Below are 26,226 nucleotides of genomic sequence, written 5' to 3'. Positions count from 1 at the left end.
GACGTGAGCAACCCTGCAAAATCCATTCGAATCGGCACCATGGTCAGCGGCAACAAGGGCGATGCCGCCAGCCGCATCGGCGAGATCGCCGGCATGGGCTTCGAAAGCTTCGAGCCCTTCTTCTGGCAGACGACCAAGGGCCAGAACCTTGCCGAACTCGGCAAGCGCTGCCTCGATGCGATCGGCGACCGCGACATCACCATCTCGACGCTCGGCATGTTCGGCAATCCGCTGGAAGAGACCGCAATCGACCTCGAGACGCTGGAGGGCTGGAAGCATTGTATCGACAATGCCCATCACTTCGGCGCCACCTGCGTTGCCGGCTTCACCGGCCGCATCCGCGGCAAGCCACTGACAGACAGCCTGCCTCGCTACAAGCAGATCTGGAGCGAGCTTGCCAAGCGGGCGGCCGACAAGGGCGTCAAGATTGCTTTCGAGAATTGCGCCATGGACGGCAACTGGGCGACCGGCGACTGGAATATCGCGCATAATCCCGACGCCTGGGAACTGATGTTCAACGAGACGCCTGACGATAATATCGGGCTGGAGTGGGAGCCGTGCCATCAGATGGTCTATCTGATCGACCCTTTGCCGCAGATCCGAAAATGGGCGCATAAGTTCTTCCATGTCCACGGCAAGGACGCGACCATCCGCTGGGAGGTCATCAAGGAACACGGTATCTTCGGCAAGGAGAAATTCGTCTTCATGCGCACGCCGGGCTTCGGCGACAGCAACTGGACCGACATCATTTCCGAGCTGCGCCTTGCCGGCTGGTCCGGCTCGATCGACATCGAAGGCTGGCACGACCCGGTCTATCGCGACGCGCTTGAAATGACCGGCCAGGTCTATGCGCTGAACCACCTCAAGCATGCCCGGGGCGGCGAATTCGTCGTCGATCCCATCTGATGATATCGTTTCCGGCAAGGAGGAATTGCCGGAAACGGGGATAACCACAAAGGAGGAGAACCATGGCTATCCGTAAATATGCAATTCTGGGCGCTCTCGCGCTTGCAGGCGTCTCGCTATTCGGTCTTTCGGCCAAGGCCGAGGACGTCACGCTGACGCTCTGGTCGCTGGACAAAGACACCCAGCCGGCGCCGAACCTCGTCAAGGAGTTCAACGCCCAGAACAACGGCATCAAGATCGAATATCGGCTGATCCAGTTCGACGACGTCGTCACCGAGGCGATGCGTGCCTATGCGACCGGCCAGGCGCCCGACATCATCGCCGTCGACAATCCGGAGCATGCGCTGTTTTCGTCGCGCGGCGCCTTCCTCGATCTTACCGATATGATCGCCAAGTCGACCGTCATCAAGCCGGAGAATTATTTCCCCGGCCCGCTGAAATCGGTCGAGTGGGACGGCAAGTATTTTGGCGTGCCGAAGGCGACCAACACGATCGCGCTTTACTACAATAAGGATATGTTCAAGGCCAAAGGCCTCGATCCGGCGAAGCCGCCGCAGACCTGGGACGAACTGGTCGAGGACGCACGCAAGCTGACCGACCCCGCCAAGAACGTCTACGGTCTTGCCTTCTCGGCCAAGGCCAATGAGGAAGGCACCTTCCAGTTCCTTCCCTGGGCTCAGATGGGCGGCGGCAGCTATGAGAACATCAATGCCGAAGGCGCGGTGAAGGCGCTCGGGATCTGGAAGACGATCATGGACGAGAAGCTCGCTTCTCCCGACACCTTGACGCGCGGCCAGTGGGATTCGACCGGCACCTTCAATTCCGGCAATGCGGCAATGGCGATCTCGGGCCCGTGGGAGCTCGACCGCATGACGCAGGAAGCGAAGTTCGACTGGGGCGTCACACTGCTCCCGGTTCCCAAGGAAGGGGCTGAACGCTCCTCGGCCATGGGTGACTTCAACTGGGCGATCTTCGCCACCAGCAAACATCCGGCCGAAGCCTTCAAGGCGCTCGAATATTTCGCCTCGCAGGACGACAAGATGTTCAAGAATTTCGGCCAGCTTCCGGCCCGTTCCGACATTTCGATCCCCGAGACCGGCCAGCCGCTGAAGGATGCGGCCCTCAAGGTCTTCCTCGAACAGCTGAAATACGCCAAGCCGCGCGGCCCGCATCCGCAATGGCCGAAGATCTCCAAGGCGATCCAGGACGCCATCCAGGCCGCATTGACTGGCCAGATGAGCCCGAAGGACGCGCTCGACCAGGCCGCCGACAAGATCAAGGCTGTGCTTGGGTGAGGAACGTTTCGGCGCAGCCGAAGCAATCGATCCAGTGAATCGATTGCTGCGACGAACGCCCTGAGCCCAACGCGAACGGCCGGGGCCGCCGTTGCTCCCTCTTCTCTCCAGCGGGGAGAAGAGAAACCGGAAGCAAAGCGTCTTTTAACCGGATGAGCCTCGGTTCATCCCATCATTTCCTCCCGGCAGGGGCCGTCTTCCGCATCATGCGCCAGGCGGCCCCGTTCGGAGTATCGGAGGACCCATGAAGAGGATCCTGATGAGCGTCAGGGACGGCCGCGGTTTCGATATCGTGCTGGTCGCTTTCCCGCTCGGCTTTCTGTTCCTGATGGCGGGGCTGCCGCTGATCTACAATGTCGTGATGAGTTTCCAGGAGGTCGACATGTTCAGCCTCGGGACCTTCTCGCGTCCCTTCGTCGGCTTCAAGAATTATACCGACCTCTTCGCGCAGCCGGAGACGCTGCCGATCCTCTACAACACCGTCATCTTCGTCGTCGGCTCCATCGCCGGCCAGTTCCTGATCGGCTTCGGTCTGGCGCTGTTCTTCTGGGTCAATTTTCCCGGGGCCTCATGGATGCGCGGCCTGTTCCTCGTCTCCTGGGTGATGCCCGGCCTTGTTGTCGGCGCCATCTGGAACTGGATACTGTCGGGCGATTTCGGCGTGCTGAATTTCATCCTGAAGGAAAGCGGCATTATCTCGGGTAACATCTTCTGGCGCTCGGACCCGCATTATTCGCTTTCTGCCGTCATCATCGCCAATGTCTGGCTCGGCACCTCGTTCAACATGATCCTGCTTTCCGTCGGCCTTGCCGGCATTCCCGCCGATCTCTACGAAGCGGCCGAACTCGACGGCGCCAATGTCTGGCAGCGCTTCTGGACGATCACGCTGCCGATGATGCGCTCGACCATCGGCGCCATCATCGCACTTGGCCTGATCTTCACCTTGCAGCAATTCGATCTTTTCGCCGCGATCACGTCGGGCGGGCCGAACAATTCATCGAACGTCACGCAATATTGGGCCTGGGATCTCTCCTTCCGCCAATACGACTTCGCCAAGGGCGCAACGATCTCCGTCATCATGATCGTCTTCGTCATGTTCGCGTCCGTCGTCTATGTCCGGTCCACACGCCACGAGGTGCGCGGATGATTACGACGAATCGCGACCGCCTGATGCTCGCCATATCGATCGTCATGGCGGCGATCTATCTGTTCCCGCTCTACTGGATGTACATCACCGCGCTGAAAAGCGGCTCGGAGATGTTCGCGACGCCGCCGAGCTTCTGGCCGGCTGCACCCCAATGGGGCACCTATGCCTATGTCTGGGAAAGCCGCGACATGGGCCGTTATCTCTGGAACTCGCTGGTCATCGCTCTCGGCTCCATGGCTCTCATCACGCTGCTTGGCGTCGGCTGCGCCTATGTGCTCGCCAGGTACCGCAATGTCTGGGTGGATATCGGTCTGTTCCTGATCCTGATGCTGCAGGTCCTACCGGCATCGCTGATGATCACGCCAATCTTCGTCGGCTTTTCGCAGATCGGCATGCTGAATTATCCACGCCTTGCCGTCATCATCGCGGTCGCGGCAAAGAGCATGCCCTTCTTCGTCATCCTGGTGCGCGCCACCTTCATGAGCGTTCCCCAGGAGTTGGAGGAGGCGGCGCTCGTCGACGGCAATTCGCGCGTCGGCGCCTTCTTCAACATCGTGCTGCCGCTTGCCCGCAACGGCATCCTGGTCAGCGCCATCCTGATCTTCATGCAGGCCTTCGGCGAATTCGTCTATTCGAAGTCGATGATCCAGGCGGTCGACCTTCAGCCGGCAAGCGTCGGCCTCAATTCCTTCATGGGGCCGAACACCAACGAGTGGAACAACATCATGGCTTACGCCACGATGTATGTCACGCCGATCCTTGCCATCTTCGTTCTCTTGCAGCGCCGCATCGTATCCGGCCTCACCTCTGGAGCCCTCAAATGACCACACAGATCGAGCTCAGAGGCGTCAACAAATATTACGGCGCCTTCCACGCCCTGAAGAATATCGACCTTTCGATCGCCAAGGGCACTTTCGTCGCGCTCGTCGGCCCGTCGGGCTGCGGCAAGTCCACGCTGCTGCGTTCGCTTGCCGGTCTTGAAAGCATTTCGTCGGGTGATCTCAGGATTGCCGGTGAGCTGATGAACGGCGTGCCGCCGCGCAAGCGCGACGTCGCCATGGTGTTCCAGTCCTATGCGCTCTATCCGCATATGACGGTCGAGGAGAACCTGACCTACAGCCTGCGCATTCGCGGCATCGCCAAGGCGGAGGCCAAGAAAGCTGCCGAGGACGTGGCGGCGACGACAGGTCTTTCGCATCTCCTGAAGCGCTATCCGCGCGAGCTTTCCGGCGGCCAGCGCCAGCGTGTCGCCATGAGCCGTGCCATCATCCGCCATCCCAAGGCCTTCCTGTTCGACGAGCCGCTGTCCAACCTCGATGCGGCGCTGCGCGTCCACATGCGCAAGGAAATCCGGTCGCTGCACGACCGGCTGCACGCAACCTTCGTCTACGTCACGCACGACCAGGTCGAAGCGATGACGATGGCCGACCATGTCGTGGTGATGCGCGACGGCATCATCGAACAGCAGGGCGCGCCGCTGGACCTCTATGACCGGCCGGCGAACCGGTTCGTCGCCGGTTTCATTGGCTCGCCGGCGATGAATTTCATTCCCGCGATCGCCGCGGAAGACGGCAAGAGCCTTGTCCTGGACTTCGGCGCGGTGAAGCAGACGCTTGCGATATCACGCGCCATCGAACCCGGCCGTAAGCTCATCGCCGGCATCCGGCCGGAGCATATCGGCGTCGTCGAGCCCGGCCATGGCAGCTTCGACGTGCCGATCGCCTTCGTCGAATCGACTGGCTCCTCGACCTTCATCGTCGCGGAGACCCAGCCGGAGCTGACGATAGTCGAGACCCGCCGCGACAGGGTCAAGGCAGGAGACATGATCGGACTTTCGGTCGATCCGGGCCAGGTCCATCTCTTCGACGCGTCGACGGATCACCTCATATAAAGGCAGCAGCCCCTCGGCTTGGAATTGTCATAAAATCGAACCCGGCGACGCCGTCGAGCCAGATCTCGAAAGTATCACCGGCGACTGGCTGCGCGACAAGCTCGACCGGACGATCGCCTGAGGGCCTGTCCGGTCGAGCTTCGATCGGATCGCAAGAAAAACGAATGCCGCACGATCATCGCTGTTGACAACGGGGCACAATCGATATTGTCTTGTAAAGCGGTTTACTAAACCGCTTTACAATAGGTTCAGTCAATGGCCAAGGGAACGACACCAAGTCTGAAGGATGTTGCGGCAGCGGCCGGCGTGTCGGTCACGACAGTGTCGCGTTTCGTCAATGGCAGTCTCGATCTTCCCTTTCAGACCAAGAAGCGCATCGAGGATGCGATCAAGACGCTGAACTATCGGCCGAACCCGCATGCGCGTCGCTTAAGCAGGGGGCGCTCGGATACGATCGGCCTCGTCGTGCCCGATATCGCTAATCCCTTCTTCGCGACCCTCGTCGCCGCCGTCGAGCAGGCGGCCGATGAAAAGAAGCTCGCGGTCTCATTGCACGCCACCCTCAACCGGCCGGGACGCGAGATCGAATATCTGCAGCTGATCGAGCGCAATCACGTCGACGGCCTGATCTTCGTCACCAACCACCCCGACGATGGCGCGCTTGCTGCGCTGATCAACGGCAGCGGCAAGGTCATCATCGTCGACGAGGACATTCCCGATTCGAAGGCGCCGAAGTTGTTCTGCGACAATGAGCAGGGCGGCTATCTCGCCGGTCAGCACCTGGCCGAACAAGGCCATCGCCATGTCCTCTTCATCGGCGGCGACGAGCGTATGATCAGCGCCCGCAGGCGCTATGACGGCCTGCTGAAGGCGCTCAGGGAGCGGCATGGTGGCGAGGCCCGAGCCGATCGCTATGCCGGCGAATATACGATCGAATATGGCCGTGCGGCGGCACTCGACTATCTCTCCGGAGACCGAAAGGCAACGGCGATCTTTGCCAGCTCCGACGAGATCGCCATCGGGCTGGTCGAGGTCTTCAGAAGCCAAGGCGTCTCGATCCCAGGCGACATCTCAGTCATCGGCTTCGACGATGTCGGTCCGCTTCATCTCTTTGCGCCGCCGCTGACGGCCATCCGCCAGCCGGTGCGTGAGATCGGCCGGCGGTCGCTGGAGCTGCTTCTGGAAACCAATTGGCACGAGTGGAAACCGTCCGCCTCGGAAGAACTCCTGCCTGTCGAAATCGTAGTGCGGAACTCCGTTGCGCCGCCTGCGAAATAATAATCGGCAACGTCAAAAACCAAAAGAGGATGAGAACATGACACTGAATTTGACAAGACGAACGATGATCGCAGCCGCCGGCTTTACGGCATTGACCTTCATCGGCCTGTCCGGCGCAGCGGCACAAGAAAAGAAGACCGTCGCACTGGTGCAGATCAACCAGCAGGCGCTTTTCTTCAATCAGATGAATGAGGGCGCCCAGAAGGCGGCCGATGCCGCCGGCGTCAAGCTGGTGATCTTCAACGCCAACAACGAGACGACGGCGCAAAACAGCGCGATCGAAACCTACGTGCAGGAAAAGGTCTCCGGCCTTGCCGTCGTGGCGATCGACGTCAACGGCATCATGCCGGCCGTCAAGCAGGCGGCCGATGCCGGCATTCCGGTCGTCGCCATCGACGCCATCCTGCCTGATGGCCCGCAGAAGGCGCAGATCGGCGTGGACAATGCCGCGGCCGGCGCCGACATGGGCAAATACTTCGTCGACTACGTCAAGGCGAATATGGGCGGCAAAGCCAAGCTCGGCGTTGTCGGAGCGCTGAACTCGTTCATCCAGAACATCCGCCAGGAGGGCTTCGAGAAGACCCTGAAAGGCGTCGACGGCATTGAAATGGCCGGCGTCGTCGACGGGCAGAACATTCAGGACAACGCCCTTGCGGCGGCCGAAAACCTGATCACCGCCAATCCTGATCTGACCGCGATCTACGCCACTGGCGAACCGGCCTTGATGGGGGCGATCGCCGCCGTCCAGAGCCAGGGCAAGCAGGATAAGATCAAGGTGTTCGGCTGGGATCTGACTGCCGAAGCCATTGCCGGCATCGATGCCGGCTTCGTCGTCGCCGTCGTCCAGCAGGATCCGGCCGCAATGGGCGGTGCCGCCGTCGACGCGCTCGTCAAGGCTTCGGCCGGCGAAACCGTCACCAAGACGATCTCGGTGCCGATCACCATCGTGACCAAGGAGAATGTCGAGCCGTACCGGGCCGTCTTCAAATGATCGAAAGCGGACAGCGTGACATCGCTGCCGCCGGTTCCGGAGGGGTCGCACCCTCCGGAACCGGAACATCCGGCGGCACCCGATCCGGCCCGCGCATCTCGCTGCGCGGTATCCGCAAGTCCTTCGGCTCCCACCAGGCCCTGCGCGGCATCGATCTCGACATCTTCCCCGGCGAATGCCTGGGCCTTGTCGGCGACAACGCCGCCGGCAAATCGACGCTGACGAAGATCATCTCGGGAACCTACATTCCCGATGCCGGCACGATCACCATGGAAGGCGAAGAGGTTCGCTTCTCCGGCCCCGCGGATGCGCGTGGACGGAACATCGAAATGGTCTTCCAGGATCTCAGTCTCTGCGATCATATCGATGTCGTCGGCAATCTCTTCCTCGGCCGCGAACTCAGCCGCGGGCCGTTTCTCGACACCAGAACGATGTTGTCGGAAGCGCGCAAGATGCTGGATTCGCTTGAGATCCGCATTCCGAGACTGACCGGCAAGGTCGCCCAGCTCTCCGGCGGGCAGCGTCAGGCGATCGCCATTGCGCGCGCGGCCTCCTTCAAGCCGAAGGTGCTGATCATGGACGAGCCGACGTCAGCACTTGCCGTCGCCGAGGTCGAGGCGGTTCTGGCGCTGATCAACCGCGTCAAGGCAAACGGGGTCTCGGTGATCCTCATCACCCACCGGCTGCAGGACCTCTTCCGGGTCTGCGACCGCATTGCGGTGATGTACGAGGGCACCAAGGTGGCCGAACGGCAGATCGGCAGCACCAATCTCGAAGATCTCGTCAGGTTGATCGTCGGTGAAGGAGCCAGACAATGACGGCTTATACGGAACGCGGCCACGGCTCGCGCGTCGCCGATTTCTTCGGTGAACACGCACAGGTCCTGTCGATCGCCATCTTCTTCCTGGCCTGCATGATCTTCTTCTCGATCGGCAGCGAAACCTTCTTCACGCTCGGCAACATCCTGAACATCGTGCGCCAGGCAGCTCCCATCCTGATCGTCGCCATCGCCATGACCTTCGTCATCATCACCGGCGGCATCGATCTTTCGGTCGGCTCGCAGGTCGCGCTCGTCAATGCGGTCGCGGCGATCATCATGGCGATGGGTATTCCCTGGCCGTCGGTCGTCATCGGCATGATCGTGCTCGGCGGCTTCATGGGGCTGGTCCAGGGCTGGTTTACCGCCTATCAGGGCATCCCGGCCTTCATCGTCACGCTTGCCGGCCTCTCGATCCTGCGCGGTCTGGCGCTCTATCTGACCCAGGGCTATTCCATTCCGATCAAGGATGCGCCGGGCTTCTTCGCGCTCGGCCGGGGCGAAATCCTCAGCTTCCCGATCCCGGCGGTCATCGCCGTCGCCATCGCCATTCTCGGCTACGTCGTCATCACCGCGACCAAATATGGCCGGCAGGTCGTCGCGGTCGGCTCCAATGCAGAGGCGGCGCGGCGTGTCGGCATGCCGGCCAAATGGATCATCGCCTCGGTCTATATCATCTCCGGCATCGCCTGCGCCGTCGCCGGCCTGCTGATCGCCGCTCGTCTCGGCTCCGGCTCGTCCAATGCCGCCGTCGGTTTCGAGCTTCAGGTGATTGCGGCCGTGGTGCTCGGCGGAACGTCGCTGATGGGCGGGCGCGGCACCATCCTTGGCACTGTACTCGGCACGCTGACCATCGCCGTCATCGGCAACGGCCTGATCCTGATGCACATATCGCCGTTCTTCACCCAGATCGTTACCGGCGCCATCATCCTCGTCGCCATCTGGCTGAACACGCGCATCTTTACGGCTAATTTCCATTTCCGGCTGGGCAGGAAAGGATGACGCGATGAGCGAACAGACGATAGAGAGCCTGTCCGAAGCGCATGTCCGCTCCGGCAAGGTAATGACCGTGACCGGCCCCGTATCGGCGGATGCACTTGGCGTGACGCTGATGCACGAGCATATCCTCAACGACTGCCGCTGCTGGTGGCATGCCCCGAAGACACCGGAACGGCAGTATCTCGCCGAAAGCTTCGTCTGCATGGAGATCCTCGGCGAACTCCGGCAGGATCCCTTCGTCAACAAACACAATATCACGCTCGACGACGAACATCTGGCGGTGGCCGAACTCGGGGATTTCGCCACGGCGGGCGGGCGCACGGTGGTAGAGCCGACCTGCAAGGGCATTGGGCGCGATCCGCTGGCGCTCCAGCGCATCTCGAAAGCATCCGGTCTCAACATCGTAATGGGGGCGGGTTATTACCTCGGCTCCTCACATCCGGAAGGCGTCGCGGCGATGAGCGTCGATGACATCGCGGGCGAAATCGTCCGCGAGGCGAGGGACGGCGTCGACGGCACCGGCGTCAGGATCGGCCTGATCGGCGAGATCGGCGTCTCCGCAGATTTCACCGTCGAGGAGGAGAAATCGCTGCGCGGCGCTGCCCGGGCGCAGGTGCTGACCGGGCTTCCGTTGATGGTGCATCTGCCGGGCTGGTTTCGTCTCGGCCATCGCGTGCTCGACGTGGTCGCCGAAGAGGGGGCAGATCTCCGCCACACCGTGCTTTGCCACATGAACCCGTCACATGACGACATTGCCTATCAGAGCGAGCTGGCAGAGCGTGGCGCCTTCATCGAATACGATATGATCGGCATGGATTTCTTCTATGCCGACCAGCAGGTGCAGTGCCCGAGCGACGAGGAGGCGGCGCGCGCCATCGTGTGTCTTGTCGAGGCCGGTTATCTCGACCGGATTCTTCTGTCGCACGACGTGTTTCTGAAGATGATGCTGACGCATTACGGCGGCAACGGCTATGCCTACATCCTCCGCCACTTCCTTCCCCGTCTTCAGCGGCACGGCCTCGACAGGACGGTTCTCGATGAAATGATGCGCAGCAATCCGCGCCGCGTCTTTCATGCCGGAGCCTAAAGCGCGCCACGCTTTAGGTCTTCGTTTTACGCATGTCGTTATCGTAAAACCGCTGCACACTTTTGCGCGACATGCTTTAGCTCCATCCATTCAATCGATCACAGGTAAACGCAGACCATGACCAAGAAAATCCTCCTTGTCGGCGAAAGCTGGGTCAGCTCCGCCACCCACTACAAAGGCTTCGACCAGTTCGGCAGCGTCACCTTCCATCTCGGCGCCGAACCGCTGGTCAAGGCGCTCGCCGGTAGCGCCTTCGAGCTCATCTATATGCCGGCGCATGAGGCAGTGGAGAAATTCCCCTTCGAGATGGCTGGGCTCGACGCCTATGACGCCATCATTCTCTCCGATATTGGCGCCAACTCGCTGCTGCTGCCGCCAGATGTGTGGCTGCATTCGCGCACTGTGCCAAACCGCCTGAAGCTTCTGAAGGCGTGGGTGGAAAAGGGCGGCGGCCTGCTGATGGTCGGCGGATATTTCTCCTTCCAGGGTATCGACGGCAAGGCGCGTTGGCGGCGCACCCCCGTCGAAGACACGCTGCCGGTGACGTGCCTGCCTTATGACGACCGCGTCGAAATTCCCGAAGGAACCGTTGCCGAGGTAGTAAAGCCCGAGCATGCAACGATGCAGGGTCTCGAGGGCACCTGGCCCGTGCTCCTCGGCGTCAATGAGGTCGAAGTGCGAGACCGAGCGGATGTCGAGGTCGTCGCGCGCCTACCTGAAGATCAGGGCGGCCACCCGCTGCTCGTCGTCGGCATACACGGCACCGGGCGGACGGCAGCCTGGACGTCGGATATCGGCCCGCACTGGCTCTCGCCCGCTTTCTGCGAATGGGAAGGCTACGGCCGGCTCTGGAAGAACATCCTCGGCTGGCTCACCGAAAAGCAGGCGTGATGTCAGTGCCGGGCAGAAATTCGAAAGGGAATGACATGCAGGAAATTTCGGACAGGCCGTCGAACGCCATCAGAGACATCTTCGGCAGGGATAAGGTTCTGATCGGCATGATCCATTGCCCCGCCTTTCCGGGCGCGCCGCGCTACCGGGGGGCTGCGATGGATGCGATCTACGACGCGTGCATGCGCGACGCCGAAGCTTGCGTGGAAGGCGGCCTGCATGGGCTGATCATCGAAAATCACGGCGACGTGCCGTTCTCGAAGCCCGAGGATATCGGCCCCGAGACGACCGGTTTCATGTCCGTCGTCACCGACCGGATCGCGCGCGCGGCCGGCATTCCGCTCGGTATTAATGTGCTGGCCAACGCGCCTATCCCGGCTTTCGCCATTGCCATGGCGGGTGGTGCCAAATTCATCCGCGTCAATCAATGGGCCAATGCCTATGTCGCCAATGAAGGCTTCATGGAAGGCAGGGCCGCCGAAGCCATGCGCTACCGCTCGCTGCTCCGGGCCGAGCATATCAAGGTCTTCGCCGACAGCCACGTCAAGCATGGCAGTCACGCCATTGTCGCCGACCGCACGATCCAGGAACTGACGCGCGATCTCGCCTTCTTCGATGCCGATGGCGTCATCGCTACCGGCCAGCGGACCGGCAATTCGGCATCGATGGAGGAAATCGAGGAGATCGGTGCGGCGACACACCTGCCGCTGCTTGTCGGCTCCGGCGTCAACAAGGACAATATCGTCGATATTCTGAGCCGCACCAACGGCGTCATCGTTGCGTCTTCGTTGAAGCACGGCGGCGTCTGGTGGAACCCGGTCGACGTCGAGCGGGTGCGCGCCTTCCGGGCGGCGGCCGAACCGGGACTGGAGGGCTGAGCATGGCGGCAGAGAGCCTTTCGGCCCGCATCCTGCACGAGAACGATGCCGTCTTCCAGGCGATGCTGAGCCACCGCTTCGTCGAGGACGTCAAGAACGACAGGCTGAGCAAGGCGGCTTTCGAACGTTATCTCGTCTATGAAGGCGCGTTCGTCGACAGCGCCATCTCGATCTTTGCCTATGCGGCGGCGACCGCCAAGACGATGCCGCAGAAGCGCTGGCTGATTGCGGTTCTCGACGCGCTTGCCAACGAGCAGATCGCCTATTTCGAGCGCACCTTCGCCAGCCGCGGCATCGATCCCTCGTCCTTCGATACCGGCATCGCGGCGGTCGAAGCCTTTCGCGCCGGCATGTTGGAGATTGCCCGCCAGGGCGGCTTCCTCGACACGGTCGCGGTGATGTTTGCGGCCGAGTGGATGTATTGGACCTGGTCGAAGGAAGCGGCGACCCATCCAATCAGCGATCCGCTGCTGAAGGAATGGGTCGACCTGCATGTCGATCCGAATTTCGCCGCCCAGGCGCAATGGCTGAAGAATGAACTCGACATGGCAGGAGAAACGCTGGAAGAGGATGAAAAAGCGCGGCTCAGCGCGATCTTCGGCCGGGCGATGCAGCTTGAGATCGATTTTCACGATGCGCCTTACCTCTAGAGCAATTCCAGGCAAAGCGCGAAGCGGTTTTGCCAGGAATTGCGTAAAACAAGGGGTTAGAACGGTCTTGCGCTTTCATGAAAAGCTGAACCGCTCTAAGCCCCACCTTGCGAAAGCGGATGCATGCGCGCCTACATAATCGGCAACGTCGCCATCGACGAAACCATCGCCGTCTCCGAACTTCCCGTCATCGGCGCCTCCATCCTCGGCAATGCCGGGGGCAGCGATCTCGGCGGCAAGGGCACGAATCAGGCGGTCGTCATGGCCCGCTGCGGCGTTCCGACAACGCTGGTGGCGCCCGTCGGCAGGGATGCGAGGGCCGATACCATACGCCATTACCTCGCGGACGAACGGCTTCAAAGCGAACTGATCGAAATGGAAAATGCATCGAGCGATGTCTCGATCATCTTCCGGCTGCCGGGCGGCGAGAATGCCATCGTCACGACGACGGAATCGGCGCAGAGCCTGTCTCTCTTCGATGTCAGGCGGACCCTGTCGACAGCCGGTCGCGGCGATCTGATGATGCTGCAGGGCAATCTGTCCGACCAGACGACCCGCGACATTCTCGAACATGCAAGAGCGATCGGAATGGTCACCGCCTTCAATCCCTCGCCGGTGCGCGCCTATTTCTCCGATCTTTGGGGATTGATCGACATCGCCTTCCTCAACAAGGGTGAGGCGCAGGCCCTGACCGGGACAACCGGCAAGGATGCTGCCGAATATCTGCTGAGCCAGGGGCCGCGCGAAATCGTCCTGACGCTGGGCGGCGACGGCGCGACGCTCGTGAACCGGCACGATAGCATCGAAGTGCCCGCCCAAGTCTGCGATGTTGTGGATACAACAGGCGCAGGCGATACCTTCATGGCCGCAGCACTTGCATCCTGCGCGCTGCGCGGACAGCGGTTGGACAGGCTAGCCATCGAACACGCAGTTGCAGCCGCGGCCATCACCGTCTCAAGACATGGAACAAGAAAGGCGTTTCCGACCATTTCCGAGCTTGAAGCGATCCTGAGATCATCCGCTCGGCATGAGCGCGCTTCATAAAATCATCATCGGCCTCTGCGAAGGGATGGGCTCCTCGCGATTCACTCCGTCATAATCAGCAGCATCCGGACTTTTCTCATGACATCTTCCCCGAGTTCCGCGCGTCTTTCCCCGACCGCCTCGTTCCGCCTCGTTGTGCTTGCCGAAGCGGTATTGAAGGCCGGCGAAACCGCCCGCGGCTCCCTGCGGCGGCGCACATCCCAGGAAATGCTCGCCAAGGCGCCGCGCGACTATCAGACCGAAATTGATCTCGCCGTCGAGCGGATCATCGTCGACGAGATGACGAAGGCCTTCCCGGACTACGCCATCCAGGGCGAGGAAGCCGTTGGCAACCGCACGGCGGGTCCGGAAACGCCTGTTATTTACATCGACCCGATCGATGGCACGACCAATTACGCCTGGGGCATTCCGCATTTCGGCATGACGATCTCGATCGTCGAAAGCGGCAGGCTCGTCATGGGCGTCGTTTATGATGCCATGCAGGACGAACTGTTCAGCGCCGAGATCGGCGGCGGCGCCTATCTGAACGGCGAGCGTATCCGCTGCGCCGATGTCGGCGACGTCGAGAATGTGCTGGTCGGCGCCGGGCTGCCGATCCCCGGCCAGGTCACTGCGGTTGCGGAAGCGACCTATTTCGAGGCCATCAAACGCCTGATGGCGAATACGGCGGGTGTGCGCCGCCTCGGCTCGGCGGCACTATCGATCGCCTATGTCGCCTGCGGCCGCCTGGACGGATTCTTCGAGGACGGGCTCGAGATCCATGATTTCGGCGCCTCGGCGCTGCTGGTCGAAGAGGCGGGCGGCATCGTCACCCGTTTTTCCGGCGCAGCCGTCGAGGGGAAGGGCGATATCCTGGCCGCCAGCAAGGTGCTGCATCCCTGGCTGCTGGAAGGCTTCCGGAGCAAGATGTGAACCGTCGCATTTCGGCGCAGTTATCCCAGTTTCGCATATACGAATGCCACGCGACAACTGTGTTGGCGCGGTGCTGGAGGATGATGACGATGGGCGGATTTCGGACGACATCATGCTCTGCTCTTTGATTTGTACGCCGAAGCGGGACGACTAAGCGGCCAATGCTTCGTCATCGTCAGCGAACATCCTGGTCAAGCTGAGGAAGCAAATCATCCCAGACTGGTGAGTGATAATTCCTTCACAGTATGAGCGGTCCGGCGAACTGACAATCTCTGGAGCCTGTTGCAGATCATCGGCGTTGATCGAAAGCATATCAGTGACCTGATCCACCATAAGGCCGATCGGTTTGCCGTGAACTTCAGCGACCACGATTGCGCTGCGTTCGGTCGCTTCCGACGAAGGCATCCCCAGCTTGCGACATAAGTCGATGGTGGGAATGACGACGCCTCGCAAGTTAATGATGCCGACCATTTCCGGCGGCGCGTGCGGAATGGGCGTCGAAGCCGCCCATCCACGTATCTCTCGAATGGAGGTGGTTTCGATACAGAAGCTCTGACCATGTAATTGGAATGCAATGATTTCGAGAGACGTGCGTCCATCGCGATTTTTGGATATCGACGCCATCAAAACTCCTCCCAGCTGTCGCCGCCTTTGAGCGCCACATTGCCGCTGAATGCACGGGCTACCTTCGCCGTCATCTGACGGGCTGGCGACGGCATAGCCCGCAAATGCCGGTCGGCTGCAACCGGGACGGCGCGAGGTGCACCGGCACCTGTCCCGATGTTGAACTGACCGAGGAGATCGAAGAGCTGATCTGCTTCCTTGGCAAGGCTATGCGCCGCGGCCGTCGTCTCCTCGACCATGGCGGCATTCTGCTGTGTGCCCTGGTCCATCGTATTGACGGCGGTGTTGATTTCCTTGAGCCCCGTTGCCTGCTCTTTGGAGGCTTCGACGATGGCGCCGACATTACCGTTGACCTGGACGACCTGGGTCACGATTTCCTGCAATGCCTTGCCGGTGTTACCAACCAATGTGACACCGCTTTTGACGTGTTCGTTCGAGGCGTTGATCAGCTCCTTGATCTCCTTTGCCGCCTTGGCCGATCGCTGGGCGAGTTCGCGAACTTCCTGAGCGACGACGGCGAAGCCCTTGCCAGCGTCGCCGGCCCGGGCCGCTTCAACACCGGCATTGAGCGCCAGAAGATTGGTCTGGAAGGCGATCTCGTCGATCACGCCGATAATGTTGGCGATCTCGCCGGCGGACTTTTCGATCTTGCCCATCGCATCCACGGCTTGACTGACAATGTTGCCAGAATTCTCCGCGTTCTCCTTGGTCTTGCGAACAAGCTGCCCTGCTTCCTGGGCGCGGGAACTGGAATCAGCGACGGTGGTTGTGATCTCCTCCAGCGCTGCGGCCGTCTCCTCGACGGAAGCGGCCTGCTGCTCGGTACGCTTGGACAGATCGTTCGAGGCGGATTGTATTTGTTGCGATGCCGCAGCGATGGCGCCAGCGTTCTGCGAGATTGTCTGCAATGTAACGCGAAGCTTGGATGAAGCGTCGTTAAAATCAGCGCGCAGCTTCTCCAAGGCGGGCAGGAAAGGCATGGCGATGGTCTGCGTCAGATCGCCCTCTGACAAAGCCTTTAGCGCTCCCGCGAGCTGGTCGACATTTCCGACGCGCGTGGTGACATCGGTCGCAAATTTGACGACCTTGAACACTTTCCCGTTCATGTCGAAGATCGGATTGTATGATGCCTGGATATGGACCTTCTTGCCGCCCTTGCCGATGCGCAAGAACTCGTCCGCAACAAATTCTCCCGCGGCAAGCCTCGTCCAGAACCGACGATAATCTTCACTGTTGCTATAGCTTGGCTCACAGAACATCGAGTGATGTTTGCCCTGGATTTCCGCCAGCTCGTAGCCGAGTGTCGTCAGGAAATTCTCATTTGCATTGAGAATATCGCCTTTCGGAGTGAACTCGATGACTGCCTGGGCCCGCGAGATGGCGTTCAGCTTACCGCTATCTTCGGCCGCCTTGAGCTTCTGCGCAGTGATATCGGTCGCGAATTTGACGACCTTATACGGCTTACCTCCGCTAGAGACCGGGTTGTAGGAGGCCTCGATCCAGACCTCCGTGCCGCCCTTGCCGATGCGCTTATATTGCCGTTGATCGAACTGGCCGCGCGCTAGTTTTGCCCAGAAGTCTTTGTAGTCGGAGCTGGCTGCCTCAGCCGGATCGACAAAGAGCCGATGATGTTGACCGACGATCTCGGAAAGCTGATAACCGAGCGCCCGGCAAAAGTTTTCGTTCGCGGTGATGATTGTACCGTCCAGCTTGAACTCGATGATCGCCTGAGACTTGCTCATCGCTTCGAGAACGGCCCTTGCATCGGCACCTGCGCCAAATCCCAACATTCATTCCTCCGTAGTTTCACAATGGCCAATTATCGCAGGCGGGAAGCCATCAAATACCATCACTTTTGATAGGGCCAATTCTTAAATGAAGACATTTATAATATGTAAATGTACTAATGCATTCGTGTAAAATTCGCGCATTTCTGTTTGAATTGTTTCAGATAATCGAAATGGCGGTCGCTCCGCACAACCAGGGATACATAAAAAGCCCATGGAAAACGCAGAATAAACTTTAACTTTAGTTCGAAACACCGGACCTGGCATCAGATCACATGGCGTGAGCTGGCGCGGTCAGCAGCTTGAAGCGCCGCTCATGCCGAATCGAAGGCATCTATGTATGCTATTTGATGCAGTCGCCGAGATGCTGCGGCAGGATCTGCAACTCGGAATGGACAAGCTCGTTGTGACGGAAAATGAAAAAGTGGGAGAAACTCGGCTCGACCCTCATCCCGGTCCGGATCCGATCGTCCGACGCCACCATCGCCTTCAGGCGGGTGCCGTCGGCAAGATCGATATCGACCATCTTGTGGGTCCCGAAATCGACGATGCGATGGACTGTGGCGGCATCGACCCGGTCCGAGGAACGAATCGTCAGTGCTTCCGGGCGGACGGCCAGCGTCACCGGCCCATCCTCGATGGGAACCGCAAGCGGGAACAGCGGATGCTCGCAGACGCCGTTCCTGGTATGACTCTGAACAAAATTCATCGAGCCGATGAAACCGGCGACGAAGGCGGTCTCTGGCTGCCGGTAGATGGTGCTCGGCGGCGCAATCTGTTCGGTGCCTCCGTCGCGCATGACGACGATGCGGTCGGCGAGCGCTAAGGCCTCGTCCTGGCCATGGGTGACGAAGAGCGTGGTGATGCCGAGGCGTTGCTGGATATCGCGCACTTCATCCCGCAGCCTTTCGCGTAAGTGCTGGTCAAGGCTAGCGAAGGGCTCGTCGAGCAGAAGGATCTTCGGCTCGAGGACCAGCGAGCGGGCAAGGGCGACACGCTGCTGCTGGCCGCCTGACAGTTGCGTCGTCATCCGCCGCCGGTAATCGGCGAGGCCGACCAGCGCCAAAGCATCCTCGACACGCTGGCGGATCTCCGCTTTCGGCAGCCGGCGGAGCTTCAGGCCTAAGGCGATGTTGTTGAAGACATCCATGTGCGTCCAGAGCGCATGGCTCTGAAACACCATGCCGGTCGGACGGCGCTCGGGCGGGAGCGTCGTCACATCCTTCGCGTCGATGCGGATCGTTCCGCCGCTCGGGCGCTCGAAGCCGCCGATCATCCGGAGAAGCGTCGACTTGCCGGAGCCGGACGGGCCGAGCAGGCAGACGAGCTCGCCGTCGCCGACTTCAAGCGAGAAGTCGCGAACGGCAAAGGTGGCCCCGAACAGCTTCGAAACGCGTTCGATCGAAAGATGTGCCATTCTCAAACCTTTCCCTAATTAACCTCACGCGCCGAAGCCTCTCGCAAAGGCGCCGGTGCCGATCACCCGTCGGGCAAACATCAGCGCGATGAAGGACGGCACCCACAGCATGACGGAGAGCACGGCGCCGTATTGCACGACGATCTGGTTGTTGATGAAACTGATCATCAGCACCGGCATGGTGCGGACCTGAGGCGCGCCGATCAGCCAGGCGCCTTCCGTCTCGTAGAAGGTGCCGACGAAGGTCAAAAGCAGTGCGGCTGAGATCGTCGGTGCGGCCTGCGGGAGCGTAATCGACCAGAAGACGCGCAGCGGCGTTGCACCCGCATCGCGCGCCGCCTCTTCCATCCGCCGGTCGACATTCTGGAAGGCTGCGACCGGGATCCAGATCATCAGCATCAGCGTGCCGACGAGCTGGATCAGCACGACGCCCCAGAAGGTGCTGATCAGGCCGAGCTGCAGGAAGATGCCGGCAATGGCGACGAGCAGGCCGAATTTCGGGAAGGCATGCGAAGCAAGGAACGACAGGAACAGGATGTTCCTGCCGGGAAAGCGCATGCGCGCGAAGGCGTAAGCCGCGGGAAGGCAGATGATGGCGGAAAGAACGGTGACCGTCGTCGTCAGCCGCAGGCTGAGGAAGAGCGCGTCCCAGACATCCCCGCGCGCCAGCGCCTGGCCCCAGAAACGCAGGCCGAACTGCTGCGGGATCAGCGAGGGGTAACGCCAGATCTCGGTGAAAGCCCATGTGCCGACGACGACTAGCGGCAGCGCGATGAACAGCGTCAGCAGGCAGGCGAAGAGCAGGCCGATCCAGTCGAAGCGCAGGCCGAAGCTCGATGTGCCGGCATTCATGGCTGGGCCTCGCGGTTGCGGGCGATCGACCTGATGTAGAGGATGCCGAAGATCAGGCAGAAGCCGAATGTGATGACGGCCTGGGTCATGGCGTTCAGCGGGTCGTTCATGTCGGCGAAGGTACGCTGCATGAACGGCCCCATCATCTCCGGCGATGCCGAGCCGAGCACATAGGGCAGGGTGAAGGCGGAGAAGATGCCGAGCACGGCGAAGGACGCGGTCACCAGCAGGGAATTGCCGATGCGCGGCAGAATGATCGAGATGAACACCCGGAGCGGCCCTGCGCCGACATCGCGGGCGGCCTCGATAGCGCTGTTCGAAACGGAGGAAAGCCCGGCCGTCAGCATCAGCACCGTCAGGGGAAGATTGTCCCAGACGAGGCCGATGACCGGTCCCCATGGCGTCAGATAGGGCGTGCGCAGCTTCGGCAGGCTGACGGCGTTCAGCAGCAGGTCGACGGTGCCGTTCGGCCCGATCGTCCTGATCAGCGCATAGGCAAGGATGATCGACGGCACGAACATCGGGAAGATCGCAAGAGCCTGCACATAGGCGGCAAGGCGGCCTTGCGAGAAGCGGAGGTAAAGCGCGATCGGAAGTCCGATCGCCAAAAGCAGAATGCCGCAGACGGCGGTGGTCCAGAGCGTCAGCCACAGATTGCCGAGGCTGTAGCCGTCGGTGAAGAAGAAGCGATAGGAGGCAAGCGAGAATTCCGTCGCGCCGTCAGGGCCTTGAACGAAGATCGTGCCGACGACCGCCGAAAAGATCGGAAAGACGATCAGCCATGCGAGCAGGAGGACCGGCAGGGCCACGAGGAGGAGCCCGATAGAGCTCCCCCTGTTGATGGACCGGGGGCGGCGCAGAACCGCCGGCGCAGTGTCAGCGGACATCAGGTGCGGCTGATGCTTGGCGCGACATTGCGGTACCAGCCGTCGGCGATCGCCTTTTCCCAATCGCCGCCCGGGGAGGTCGGAATGGTCGAGGGAATGACGTCGGCATATTTCTTGCGGAGCTCGTCGGAAATGTGGTCCCACGAGATGGCGGGGAAGCCGCCGATCTCGGTGATGATCGCTTCCTGCATTTCCTTCGTCAGCATGAATGCAGCCAGCTTCAGCGCCGCATCCTTGTTGGCGCCGTTCGAGAAGACGGTGATGCTGGAGAAGCCGCCGCAAAGGGCGAGATCGGTAAGCTGCACCAAGCCGGTCGTATCGGGCAGCACACCCTGGGAGATCGCCTGCAGCACCTGGTCCGACCAGACCGGCACCATGGTGACGACGCCCTGGGCGAGCAGTTGGATCGACTGGGTGTTGCCTGATGTATAGGCGCCCTTGTCGTAGAGCGCAGGCGCAAGATCGTTGAGGATCTTCCAGGCCGGCGTCAGCGTCTCAGTGGCGAAGTCGGCGGTGAAATTGTCGATCTTGAACTTCTTCGGATCGCGGCCGTTCGCTTGATGGATCGCGCGGCGCACGAAATTTCCGCCTGAACCGCCCTTGTCGGGACGGTTGTAGATGAACTGGCCCGGATTGGCCTTGATCCAGGCGGTGAGCTGATCCCAGCTCTTCGGCGCATTCTTCGGGTCGAGCTTGGTCGTGTCGTAGGCGAGCAGAACCTGCGAACCGCGATAGGGAAGGGAGTAGGGCGTGTCGAAGGCAAGCGGGTTGATATGGTCGTAGCCTTCGATGTTCTCGCCGGAGAATTTGACCCAGAGCCCGGCATCGATGCCACCGGACGGCAGGCGCGGATCGAACTGTTCGAAAAAGTCGGCCTGCGGATCGGTCTTCGTCTTCAGCGCGGCGAGCGCACGGCGCCGATGGCGCGCAGTCCATTATTGTCGCCGGCATCGGTCACCTTCAGGGCAACACCCGGATGCGCCTTTTCGAAAGCCGGGCGGATGACGTTGTTCCAGAGGTCGACGATGTTGGCATCCGAACCGCTGTAGAGGTCGATCGTGCCGGCCGCAGCCGATGCGAAACGCGGGAAAGCCAGCAGACCGGCTGCAGCCGACGATGTGATCAGAAATTCGCGTCTATTCATAACCCGTCTCCATCAGGTGTCGAGGCTCAGCCTCCGCAGGATTGTCCAAGGCCTTGCTAGCGCCGGCGCGTAACATCGACATGACAGGATCAGGCGTCTCGGCGGGGAAATTGCACAGCTGTGCTAATTGCGCTGTGTGGAAATCGGCGGCAGGAGACACTATCTCTTGCGGAAAAGGAGATATCCAATGACCGAAGAACGTGCAGTCCTCGCCGGTGGTTGCTTCTGGGGCATGCAGGACCTGATCCGCCGATACAACGGCGTGATTTCGACCCGCGTCGGCTATAGCGGCGGCGATGTGCCGAATGCCACCTACCGCAACCACGGAACCCATGCCGAAGTGATCGAGATCATCTTCGACCCCGCAAGGATCAGCTATCGGGAAATCCTTGAATTCTTCTTCCAGATCCACGACCCGAGCACGCGCAATCGCCAGGGCAACGACGTCGGCTTGAGCTACCGCTCGGCGATCTTCTACGTCACCCCTGAGCAGGAGCGCGTCGCCAGGGATACGATCGCCGATGTCGACGCATCAGGCCTGTGGCCCGGCAAGGTTGTCACCGAAGTCGTGCCGGTCAGCGATTTCTGGGAGGCAGAACCCGAACACCAGGATTATCTGGAGCGGATTCCGAACGGCTATACCTGCCATTTCGTCCGGCCCGGCTGGAAACTGCCGGTCCGCCAGAAGATCGCCTGAAATTGATCAGGCTCCCATCGCCGCGCGGCTGGTTTCCAGAAGCGCGGCGACGAGATTTGCCCGTGGCGAGGATCGCGTCACCACGATGCCGACCGTGCGCACGGCGGACGAGCGGGGCAGGGGCAGCTTGACGATATCTAATCCCCCCGGCCAGGGCGGCGCCCAATCCGGCACGATCGAGATCCCGAGACCGCGGTCTACCATCACCGCGATCGCCTCCAGCGCGTCGAGCTCATAACGCTCGACCGGATGGATGCCGGTCTCGCGCAAATATTCATCGGCGATGTGACCACCCCACTGGTTGCGGTCGTAGCGGATGAAGGGCAGGGTCTTCAACAGCTGGAGCGGATCCGCCCCCTCACGGTCCCGCGGCGCGATCAAAACCAGGGGTTCCTGGCGCAGCTTGTTGAAGGTCAGCGTCTTCTGCATCGGAAATCGCGGCTCGATAATGAAGGCGGCGTCCAGCGTGCCGTTCAGAACCTCGGCATAGAGATCCATCGACGCGCCCGGCTTGAGGAAAATTTCGATCAGCGGATAGTCCTGCGCAAGGCGGTGGAGAATGCCGGGAACGAGACCGGTCAGCGCCGTATTGATCGCCCCGATCCGCATCTCGCCCGAAATCGTCGCGGTACCGGCCATCGCCTTCAGGTCGCGTGTATCGCGCACCAGATCCCTGCAGCGTTCGAGAATGGCAAAACCCGCCTCAGTCGGCCGCATGACGCGGCCGGAGCGCACCAGCAGCCGCACCCCGAGCTCGGCCTCCAATGCGCGGATGCGTTGGGCCACAGCGGCGGGCGTGAGGTTCAGCCGCTGGGCGGCCTCCGCCAGCGAGTGCCGCTCGGCAACGACAATGAAGGTTTCGAGAAAACGTGTGTCCATCGATAGTTTTTCTATCTCCTGAACGAAGCAAAAGCGATATTTTATTTACGATCCATTGCTCCGAAAGATGCCCAGACCCCATGAGGAGATGAAATGGATTTCGGCCTGAAGGACAAGACGGCCCTGGTGCTTGGCGCCGGCGGCGGATTGGGCAGCGCGATTGCCATCAAACTTGCGCGCGAAGGCGCCAGAATTGCCGCGGCGGATATCGATCTCGCCGCTGCTGAGAAGACCGCGGCTGCGATCGAATCCGAAGGCGGCAAGGCGCTGGCACTGCAATGGGACCTTTCCGATCTCGGTTCGATCGATGCACATGTCGCTGCAATCGAACGGCAGTTCGGACCGGTCGACATCCTCGTCAACAATACCGGTGGCCCACCGCCGACCACTGTCTCCGGCCAGGATCCGACGGTGTGGAACCAGTATTTCCAGAGCATGGTGCTCTCCGTCATCGCCATTACCGATCGTGTGCTGCCTCAGATGCGGGCGCGCAAATGGGGACGCATCGTCACCTCGACCTCGTCGGGCGTGGTCGCGCCGATCCCCAATCTCGGCATCTCCAATGCGCTGCGCCTGTCGCTGGTCGGCTGGTCGAAAACACTGGCGCGCGAGGTCGGGCGCGACGGCATCACCGTCAACATCGTCCTGCCCGGCCGGATCGCCACCGGCCGCATCACCTTCCTCGACGAACAGAAGGCCAAGCGCGAGAACCGTTCCATCGATGACGTTGTCACTGAGAGCACCGGCAGCATTCCGCTCGGCCGCTATGGCCGGCCGGAAGAATATGGCAATGTCGTCACCTTCCTGGCAAGCGAGCCTGCCTCCTATCTGACCGGATCAGTGATCCGCGTCGATGGCGGCATGATCCAGAGCATCTAACAGAATCCGAATTGGAACCGATAACCGATGGCCCTCAGCGCTGAAGCGATAGCAACCCTCAAGACCGTCTCGACGGCGACCCTGACGACCGTTCTTCTGAAGAAGGGCCTGCGGAACGTCTGGATCCGCGGCGCCGTTCCCTTGAAGCCCGGCCAGCCGCGCATCGTCGGCCCTGCCTTCACCCTGCGCTTTGTGCCGGCTCGCGAAGATCTGGCAACGCCGGCATCCTGGGCCTCGCCGATCTCGACACGCGCCGCGATCGAGGCGATGCCGGAAGGCTGTGTCGCCGTCGTCGATGCGATGGGTGTTACCGATGCCGGCATCTTCGGCGATATCCTCTGCGCCCGCATGCAGAAGAGAGGCGTTGCAGCCCTCGTCACCGACGGCGTCATACGCGACCTTGCCGGCGTTCTCGATACCAACCTGCCGGTCTGGTGCCGCGGCGTTGCAGCACCCCCCTCGGTCGCTGGCCTCACCTTCGTCGCTTGGCAGCAGCCGATCGGCTGCGGCGGCGTGGCTGTTTTCCCCGATGACATCATCGTCGTCGACCAGGACGGCGCCGTGCTGATCCCGGCCGATCTGCTCGACGCCGTGCTTGATGAAGCGCCGGAACAGGAGCGCATGGAAGCCTGGATCATGACCAGGATCGATGAAGGCATACCGTTGCCCGGCCTCTACCCGATGAACGCCGAAACCAAGGCGCTCTACGAGGCCTCGAAGAAATAGGCTCCAAGCCAGGGCGAATTGAAGAGGGTCGCGGCTTCGCGACCCCTCAGTTTGTTGAAAGTCTCATTCTTCACTCGGCGTCATCCTCGGCCTTGTGCCGAGGATCTGCTGAGCCGGCTGTAGATACTCGGGACAAGCCCGAGCATGACGAAAGAGGAGTTGGCCGCCCTTGTCGGCAGTCTAGCGGGTTTCAGCTTTGCGACCCCATTTTGCTGACTCCGATCTATCGCTGCTTCGGTAAGCCTCCGCCGCATCTAATAACGAGGCACGTAATCCAGGCCGCCGTCGATCCGCGCCGGCCGCCCGTCCAGAAAGAGTTCGCCGATGCGCGGGGCCGAGCGGGCGATAATCTTGCCGCGGCGGATCACCGCCAGCCGGTTCGGCTTCAGCCGCAGCGCTTCCAGCGTGTCGCTGGCCTGGAGGACGACGAGGTCGGCATTGCATCCCTTTTCCAGGCCGTAGCCCTCAAGCCCCATCGTCTTTGCCGAATTGATGGTCAGCGCGTCGAAGATCCTCTTTTTGTCGTCGATGCCGGCCATCTGCGCGACATGGATCGCCATATGGCCGACCTCCAGCATGTCGCCCGACCCCATCGAATACCAGGGGTCCATGACGCAATCGTGCCCGAAGGAAACATTGAGCCCCGCATCCATCAATTCCCTGACGCGGGTCATGCCGCGGCGTTTCGGATAGGTGTCGTGCCGGCCCTGCAGCATGATGTTGATCAGCGGATTGGGAATGATGTTGATCTCGGCCTCCGCCATCAGCGGAATTAGCTTGGAAACATAATAATTGTCCATCGAATGCATCGAAGTCAGATGCGAGCCGGCGACGCGTCCCTGTAGGCCGAAGCGGATGGTTTCCGCAGCCAGCGTTTCGATATGGCGCGAGAGCGGATCATCGGTTTCGTCGCAATGCATATCGACAGGCAGACCGCGATCGGCGGCGATCCGGCAGAGTGCCTCGACCGACGCTGTACCTTCATCCATCGTCCGTTCGAAATGGGGAATGCCGCCGACGATATCGACGCCCATGTCGAGGGCGCGGTTGAGCGCGTCGATCGCGCCCGGCGAGCGGTAATAACCGTCCTGGGGAAAGGCGACCAGCTGCAGATCGATATAGGGCGCGACCTTCTCGCGAACCTCGATCATCGCCTCGACGGTTACAAGCCTGGGATCACTGGTATCGACATGGCTGCGGATGAAGAGCAGGCCCTGCGTCACCGCCAGATCGCAATAGCGCAGCGCGCGATCGACCAGTTCCTCCTTCGTCACGATCGGGCGCAGCTCCCCCCAGAGCGCAATGCCTTCGAGCAGGGTGCCGGACACGTTCATGCGCGGCAGGCCGAGCGACAGGGTGGCGTCCATATGGAAATGCGGATCGACGAAGGGCGGGCTGACCAGCCGGCCGGTCGAATCGATTTCTTCTTGCGCCTGCGCCTGGAGATTGGGCTCGACAGCGATGATCCTGCCGCCCTGGATGCCGATATCGATGCCGGTTCGGCCATCGGCGAGATTTGCATTTCTGACGATCAGATCGAACATCGGA

General features: G+C 61.1%; 25 protein-coding genes and 1 pseudogene. 18 read left to right on the top strand and 8 right to left on the bottom strand.

Features of this window, described 5'->3' with window-relative positions; genetic code table 11:
• The first annotated feature begins 3 nt into the window (after positions 1–3).
• From HFO99_RS23365 to HFO99_RS23295, 15 genes are all read left to right on the top strand, one after another.
• On the top strand, positions 4–906 hold the full coding sequence (locus tag HFO99_RS23365; RefSeq protein WP_222363913.1) for a sugar phosphate isomerase/epimerase family protein: 903 nt from the start codon (positions 4–6) through the stop codon (positions 904–906).
• Between the two features lie 62 nt (positions 907–968).
• Positions 969–2,201: an ABC transporter substrate-binding protein gene (locus tag HFO99_RS23360; RefSeq protein WP_221964838.1), complete on the top strand. Its 1,233-nt coding sequence runs from the start codon at positions 969–971 to the stop codon at positions 2,199–2,201.
• A gap of 244 nt (positions 2,202–2,445) precedes the next feature.
• Positions 2,446–3,348: a carbohydrate ABC transporter permease gene (locus HFO99_RS23355; protein WP_222363911.1), complete on the top strand. Its 903-nt coding sequence runs from the start codon at positions 2,446–2,448 to the stop codon at positions 3,346–3,348.
• On the top strand, positions 3,345–4,172 hold the full coding sequence (locus tag HFO99_RS23350; RefSeq protein ID WP_017997193.1) for a carbohydrate ABC transporter permease: 828 nt from the start codon (positions 3,345–3,347) through the stop codon (positions 4,170–4,172). The genes HFO99_RS23355 and HFO99_RS23350 overlap by 4 nt, the downstream gene beginning before the upstream one ends.
• Positions 4,169–5,239, top strand: coding sequence for an ABC transporter ATP-binding protein (locus HFO99_RS23345; RefSeq protein ID WP_222363909.1), 1,071 nt, complete (start codon positions 4,169–4,171; stop codon positions 5,237–5,239). The genes HFO99_RS23350 and HFO99_RS23345 overlap by 4 nt, the downstream gene beginning before the upstream one ends.
• Positions 5,240–5,494: 255 nt before the next feature.
• Positions 5,495–6,517 carry a LacI family DNA-binding transcriptional regulator gene (locus HFO99_RS23340; protein ID WP_163878117.1) on the top strand — a complete coding sequence of 341 codons (1,023 nt, stop codon included), beginning with the start codon at positions 5,495–5,497 and terminating at the stop codon, positions 6,515–6,517.
• Between the two features lie 37 nt (positions 6,518–6,554).
• On the top strand, positions 6,555–7,508 hold the full coding sequence (locus tag HFO99_RS23335; protein WP_222363907.1) for a substrate-binding domain-containing protein: 954 nt from the start codon (positions 6,555–6,557) through the stop codon (positions 7,506–7,508).
• Positions 7,505–8,326, top strand: coding sequence for an ATP-binding cassette domain-containing protein (locus HFO99_RS23330; RefSeq protein WP_222363905.1), 822 nt, complete (start codon positions 7,505–7,507; stop codon positions 8,324–8,326). The genes HFO99_RS23335 and HFO99_RS23330 overlap by 4 nt, the downstream gene beginning before the upstream one ends.
• Complete coding sequence (locus HFO99_RS23325) at positions 8,323–9,327, top strand: ABC transporter permease (RefSeq protein WP_222363903.1); 1,005 nt, start codon at positions 8,323–8,325, stop codon at positions 9,325–9,327. The genes HFO99_RS23330 and HFO99_RS23325 overlap by 4 nt, the downstream gene beginning before the upstream one ends.
• A 4-nt stretch (positions 9,328–9,331) precedes the next feature.
• The gene (locus HFO99_RS23320; RefSeq protein ID WP_222363901.1) at positions 9,332–10,411 is read left to right on the top strand and encodes a phosphotriesterase; all 1,080 of its coding nucleotides are present in this window, start codon (positions 9,332–9,334) and stop codon (positions 10,409–10,411) included.
• A 117-nt stretch (positions 10,412–10,528) separates the two neighbouring features.
• Complete coding sequence (locus HFO99_RS23315) at positions 10,529–11,302, top strand: glutamine amidotransferase (protein ID WP_222363899.1); 774 nt, start codon at positions 10,529–10,531, stop codon at positions 11,300–11,302.
• 35 nt (positions 11,303–11,337) lie between these two features.
• On the top strand, positions 11,338–12,180 hold the full coding sequence (locus tag HFO99_RS23310) for a BtpA/SgcQ family protein (RefSeq protein WP_222363898.1): 843 nt from the start codon (positions 11,338–11,340) through the stop codon (positions 12,178–12,180).
• A 2-nt stretch (positions 12,181–12,182) separates the two neighbouring features.
• Entirely contained in the window at positions 12,183–12,830 is a 648-nt protein-coding gene (locus HFO99_RS23305) for a TenA family protein (protein WP_222363897.1), read from the top strand.
• Between the two features lie 123 nt (positions 12,831–12,953).
• The gene (locus HFO99_RS23300) at positions 12,954–13,874 is read left to right on the top strand and encodes a ribokinase (RefSeq protein WP_222363896.1); all 921 of its coding nucleotides are present in this window, start codon (positions 12,954–12,956) and stop codon (positions 13,872–13,874) included.
• A 78-nt stretch (positions 13,875–13,952) separates the two neighbouring features.
• The gene (locus tag HFO99_RS23295; RefSeq protein WP_222363895.1) at positions 13,953–14,786 is read left to right on the top strand and encodes an inositol monophosphatase family protein; all 834 of its coding nucleotides are present in this window, start codon (positions 13,953–13,955) and stop codon (positions 14,784–14,786) included.
• A gap of 150 nt (positions 14,787–14,936) precedes the next feature.
• Here the strand turns inward: HFO99_RS23295 and HFO99_RS23290 are convergent, their stop codons facing one another.
• From HFO99_RS23290 to HFO99_RS23265, 6 genes and pseudogenes are all read right to left on the bottom strand, one after another.
• Positions 14,937–15,410 (bottom strand): chemotaxis protein CheW, encoded by a 474-nt coding sequence (locus HFO99_RS23290; protein ID WP_017969197.1) that lies wholly within the window; start codon positions 15,408–15,410, stop codon positions 14,937–14,939.
• The gene (locus HFO99_RS23285; protein WP_222363894.1) at positions 15,410–17,200 is read right to left on the bottom strand and encodes a methyl-accepting chemotaxis protein; all 1,791 of its coding nucleotides are present in this window, start codon (positions 17,198–17,200) and stop codon (positions 15,410–15,412) included. The genes HFO99_RS23290 and HFO99_RS23285 overlap by 1 nt, the downstream gene beginning before the upstream one ends.
• Positions 17,201–17,540: 340 nt before the next feature.
• Entirely contained in the window at positions 17,541–18,614 is a 1,074-nt protein-coding gene (locus tag HFO99_RS23280; protein WP_222363893.1) for an ABC transporter ATP-binding protein, read from the bottom strand.
• A gap of 24 nt (positions 18,615–18,638) precedes the next feature.
• The gene (locus HFO99_RS23275) at positions 18,639–19,466 is read right to left on the bottom strand and encodes an ABC transporter permease (protein ID WP_222363892.1); all 828 of its coding nucleotides are present in this window, start codon (positions 19,464–19,466) and stop codon (positions 18,639–18,641) included.
• Positions 19,463–20,353: an ABC transporter permease gene (locus tag HFO99_RS23270; RefSeq protein ID WP_222363891.1), complete on the bottom strand. Its 891-nt coding sequence runs from the start codon at positions 20,351–20,353 to the stop codon at positions 19,463–19,465. The genes HFO99_RS23275 and HFO99_RS23270 overlap by 4 nt, the downstream gene beginning before the upstream one ends.
• Positions 20,353–21,497, bottom strand: a pseudogene (locus HFO99_RS23265) (extracellular solute-binding protein). The gene HFO99_RS23270 and the pseudogene HFO99_RS23265 overlap by 1 nt, the downstream one beginning before the upstream one ends.
• A gap of 187 nt (positions 21,498–21,684) precedes the next feature.
• Between HFO99_RS23265 and msrA the strand changes: the two are divergent.
• Positions 21,685–22,194, top strand: coding sequence for a peptide-methionine (S)-S-oxide reductase MsrA (msrA, locus tag HFO99_RS23260; RefSeq protein ID WP_222363890.1), 510 nt, complete (start codon positions 21,685–21,687; stop codon positions 22,192–22,194).
• 6 nt (positions 22,195–22,200) lie between these two features.
• On the opposite strand, the gene HFO99_RS23255 is transcribed toward msrA, so the two are convergent.
• The gene (locus HFO99_RS23255; protein WP_222363889.1) at positions 22,201–23,073 is read right to left on the bottom strand and encodes a LysR family transcriptional regulator; all 873 of its coding nucleotides are present in this window, start codon (positions 23,071–23,073) and stop codon (positions 22,201–22,203) included.
• A gap of 93 nt (positions 23,074–23,166) precedes the next feature.
• Here HFO99_RS23255 and HFO99_RS23250 point away from each other — a divergent pair, with 93 nt between their 5' ends.
• Together HFO99_RS23250 and HFO99_RS23245 are read left to right on the top strand one after the other, a co-directional pair.
• Complete coding sequence (locus HFO99_RS23250) at positions 23,167–23,952, top strand: SDR family oxidoreductase (protein WP_222363888.1); 786 nt, start codon at positions 23,167–23,169, stop codon at positions 23,950–23,952.
• Between the two features lie 27 nt (positions 23,953–23,979).
• Positions 23,980–24,678 carry a ribonuclease activity regulator RraA gene (locus HFO99_RS23245; protein WP_222363887.1) on the top strand — a complete coding sequence of 233 codons (699 nt, stop codon included), beginning with the start codon at positions 23,980–23,982 and terminating at the stop codon, positions 24,676–24,678.
• Between the two features lie 254 nt (positions 24,679–24,932).
• On the opposite strand, the gene HFO99_RS23240 is transcribed toward HFO99_RS23245, so the two are convergent.
• Positions 24,933–26,222: an amidohydrolase family protein gene (locus HFO99_RS23240; protein WP_222363886.1), complete on the bottom strand. Its 1,290-nt coding sequence runs from the start codon at positions 26,220–26,222 to the stop codon at positions 24,933–24,935.
• Positions 26,223–26,226: the final 4 nt, after the last annotated feature.

Source organism: Rhizobium leguminosarum, from assembly GCF_019798305.1.
Lineage (GTDB): Bacteria > Pseudomonadota > Alphaproteobacteria > Rhizobiales > Rhizobiaceae > Rhizobium > Rhizobium leguminosarum_U.
Note: the sequence above shows the minus strand (reverse complement) of the source record. Positions and strands in the feature narration are given on the sequence as shown.

Coding starts and splice junctions, on each gene's coding strand:
- HFO99_RS23360 (WP_221964838.1), top strand. CDS start 969: ATGGCTATCCGTAAATATGCAATTCTGGGCGCTCTCGCGCTTGCAGGC.
- HFO99_RS23355 (WP_222363911.1), top strand. CDS start 2,446: ATGAAGAGGATCCTGATGAGCGTCAGGGACGGCCGCGGTTTCGATATC.
- HFO99_RS23350 (WP_017997193.1), top strand. CDS start 3,345: ATGATTACGACGAATCGCGACCGCCTGATGCTCGCCATATCGATCGTC.
- HFO99_RS23345 (WP_222363909.1), top strand. CDS start 4,169: ATGACCACACAGATCGAGCTCAGAGGCGTCAACAAATATTACGGCGCC.
- HFO99_RS23340 (WP_163878117.1), top strand. CDS start 5,495: ATGGCCAAGGGAACGACACCAAGTCTGAAGGATGTTGCGGCAGCGGCC.
- HFO99_RS23335 (WP_222363907.1), top strand. CDS start 6,555: ATGACACTGAATTTGACAAGACGAACGATGATCGCAGCCGCCGGCTTT.
- HFO99_RS23330 (WP_222363905.1), top strand. CDS start 7,505: ATGATCGAAAGCGGACAGCGTGACATCGCTGCCGCCGGTTCCGGAGGG.
- HFO99_RS23325 (WP_222363903.1), top strand. CDS start 8,323: ATGACGGCTTATACGGAACGCGGCCACGGCTCGCGCGTCGCCGATTTC.
- HFO99_RS23320 (WP_222363901.1), top strand. CDS start 9,332: ATGAGCGAACAGACGATAGAGAGCCTGTCCGAAGCGCATGTCCGCTCC.
- HFO99_RS23315 (WP_222363899.1), top strand. CDS start 10,529: ATGACCAAGAAAATCCTCCTTGTCGGCGAAAGCTGGGTCAGCTCCGCC.
- HFO99_RS23310 (WP_222363898.1), top strand. CDS start 11,338: ATGCAGGAAATTTCGGACAGGCCGTCGAACGCCATCAGAGACATCTTC.
- HFO99_RS23305 (WP_222363897.1), top strand. CDS start 12,183: ATGGCGGCAGAGAGCCTTTCGGCCCGCATCCTGCACGAGAACGATGCC.
- HFO99_RS23300 (WP_222363896.1), top strand. CDS start 12,954: ATGCGCGCCTACATAATCGGCAACGTCGCCATCGACGAAACCATCGCC.
- HFO99_RS23295 (WP_222363895.1), top strand. CDS start 13,953: ATGACATCTTCCCCGAGTTCCGCGCGTCTTTCCCCGACCGCCTCGTTC.
- HFO99_RS23290 (WP_017969197.1), bottom strand. CDS start 15,410: ATGGCGTCGATATCCAAAAATCGCGATGGACGCACGTCTCTCGAAATC.
- HFO99_RS23285 (WP_222363894.1), bottom strand. CDS start 17,200: ATGTTGGGATTTGGCGCAGGTGCCGATGCAAGGGCCGTTCTCGAAGCG.
- HFO99_RS23280 (WP_222363893.1), bottom strand. CDS start 18,614: ATGGCACATCTTTCGATCGAACGCGTTTCGAAGCTGTTCGGGGCCACC.
- HFO99_RS23275 (WP_222363892.1), bottom strand. CDS start 19,466: ATGAATGCCGGCACATCGAGCTTCGGCCTGCGCTTCGACTGGATCGGC.
- HFO99_RS23270 (WP_222363891.1), bottom strand. CDS start 20,353: ATGTCCGCTGACACTGCGCCGGCGGTTCTGCGCCGCCCCCGGTCCATC.
- msrA (WP_222363890.1), top strand. CDS start 21,685: ATGACCGAAGAACGTGCAGTCCTCGCCGGTGGTTGCTTCTGGGGCATG.
- HFO99_RS23255 (WP_222363889.1), bottom strand. CDS start 23,073: ATGGACACACGTTTTCTCGAAACCTTCATTGTCGTTGCCGAGCGGCAC.
- HFO99_RS23250 (WP_222363888.1), top strand. CDS start 23,167: ATGGATTTCGGCCTGAAGGACAAGACGGCCCTGGTGCTTGGCGCCGGC.
- HFO99_RS23245 (WP_222363887.1), top strand. CDS start 23,980: ATGGCCCTCAGCGCTGAAGCGATAGCAACCCTCAAGACCGTCTCGACG.
- HFO99_RS23240 (WP_222363886.1), bottom strand. CDS start 26,222: ATGTTCGATCTGATCGTCAGAAATGCAAATCTCGCCGATGGCCGAACC.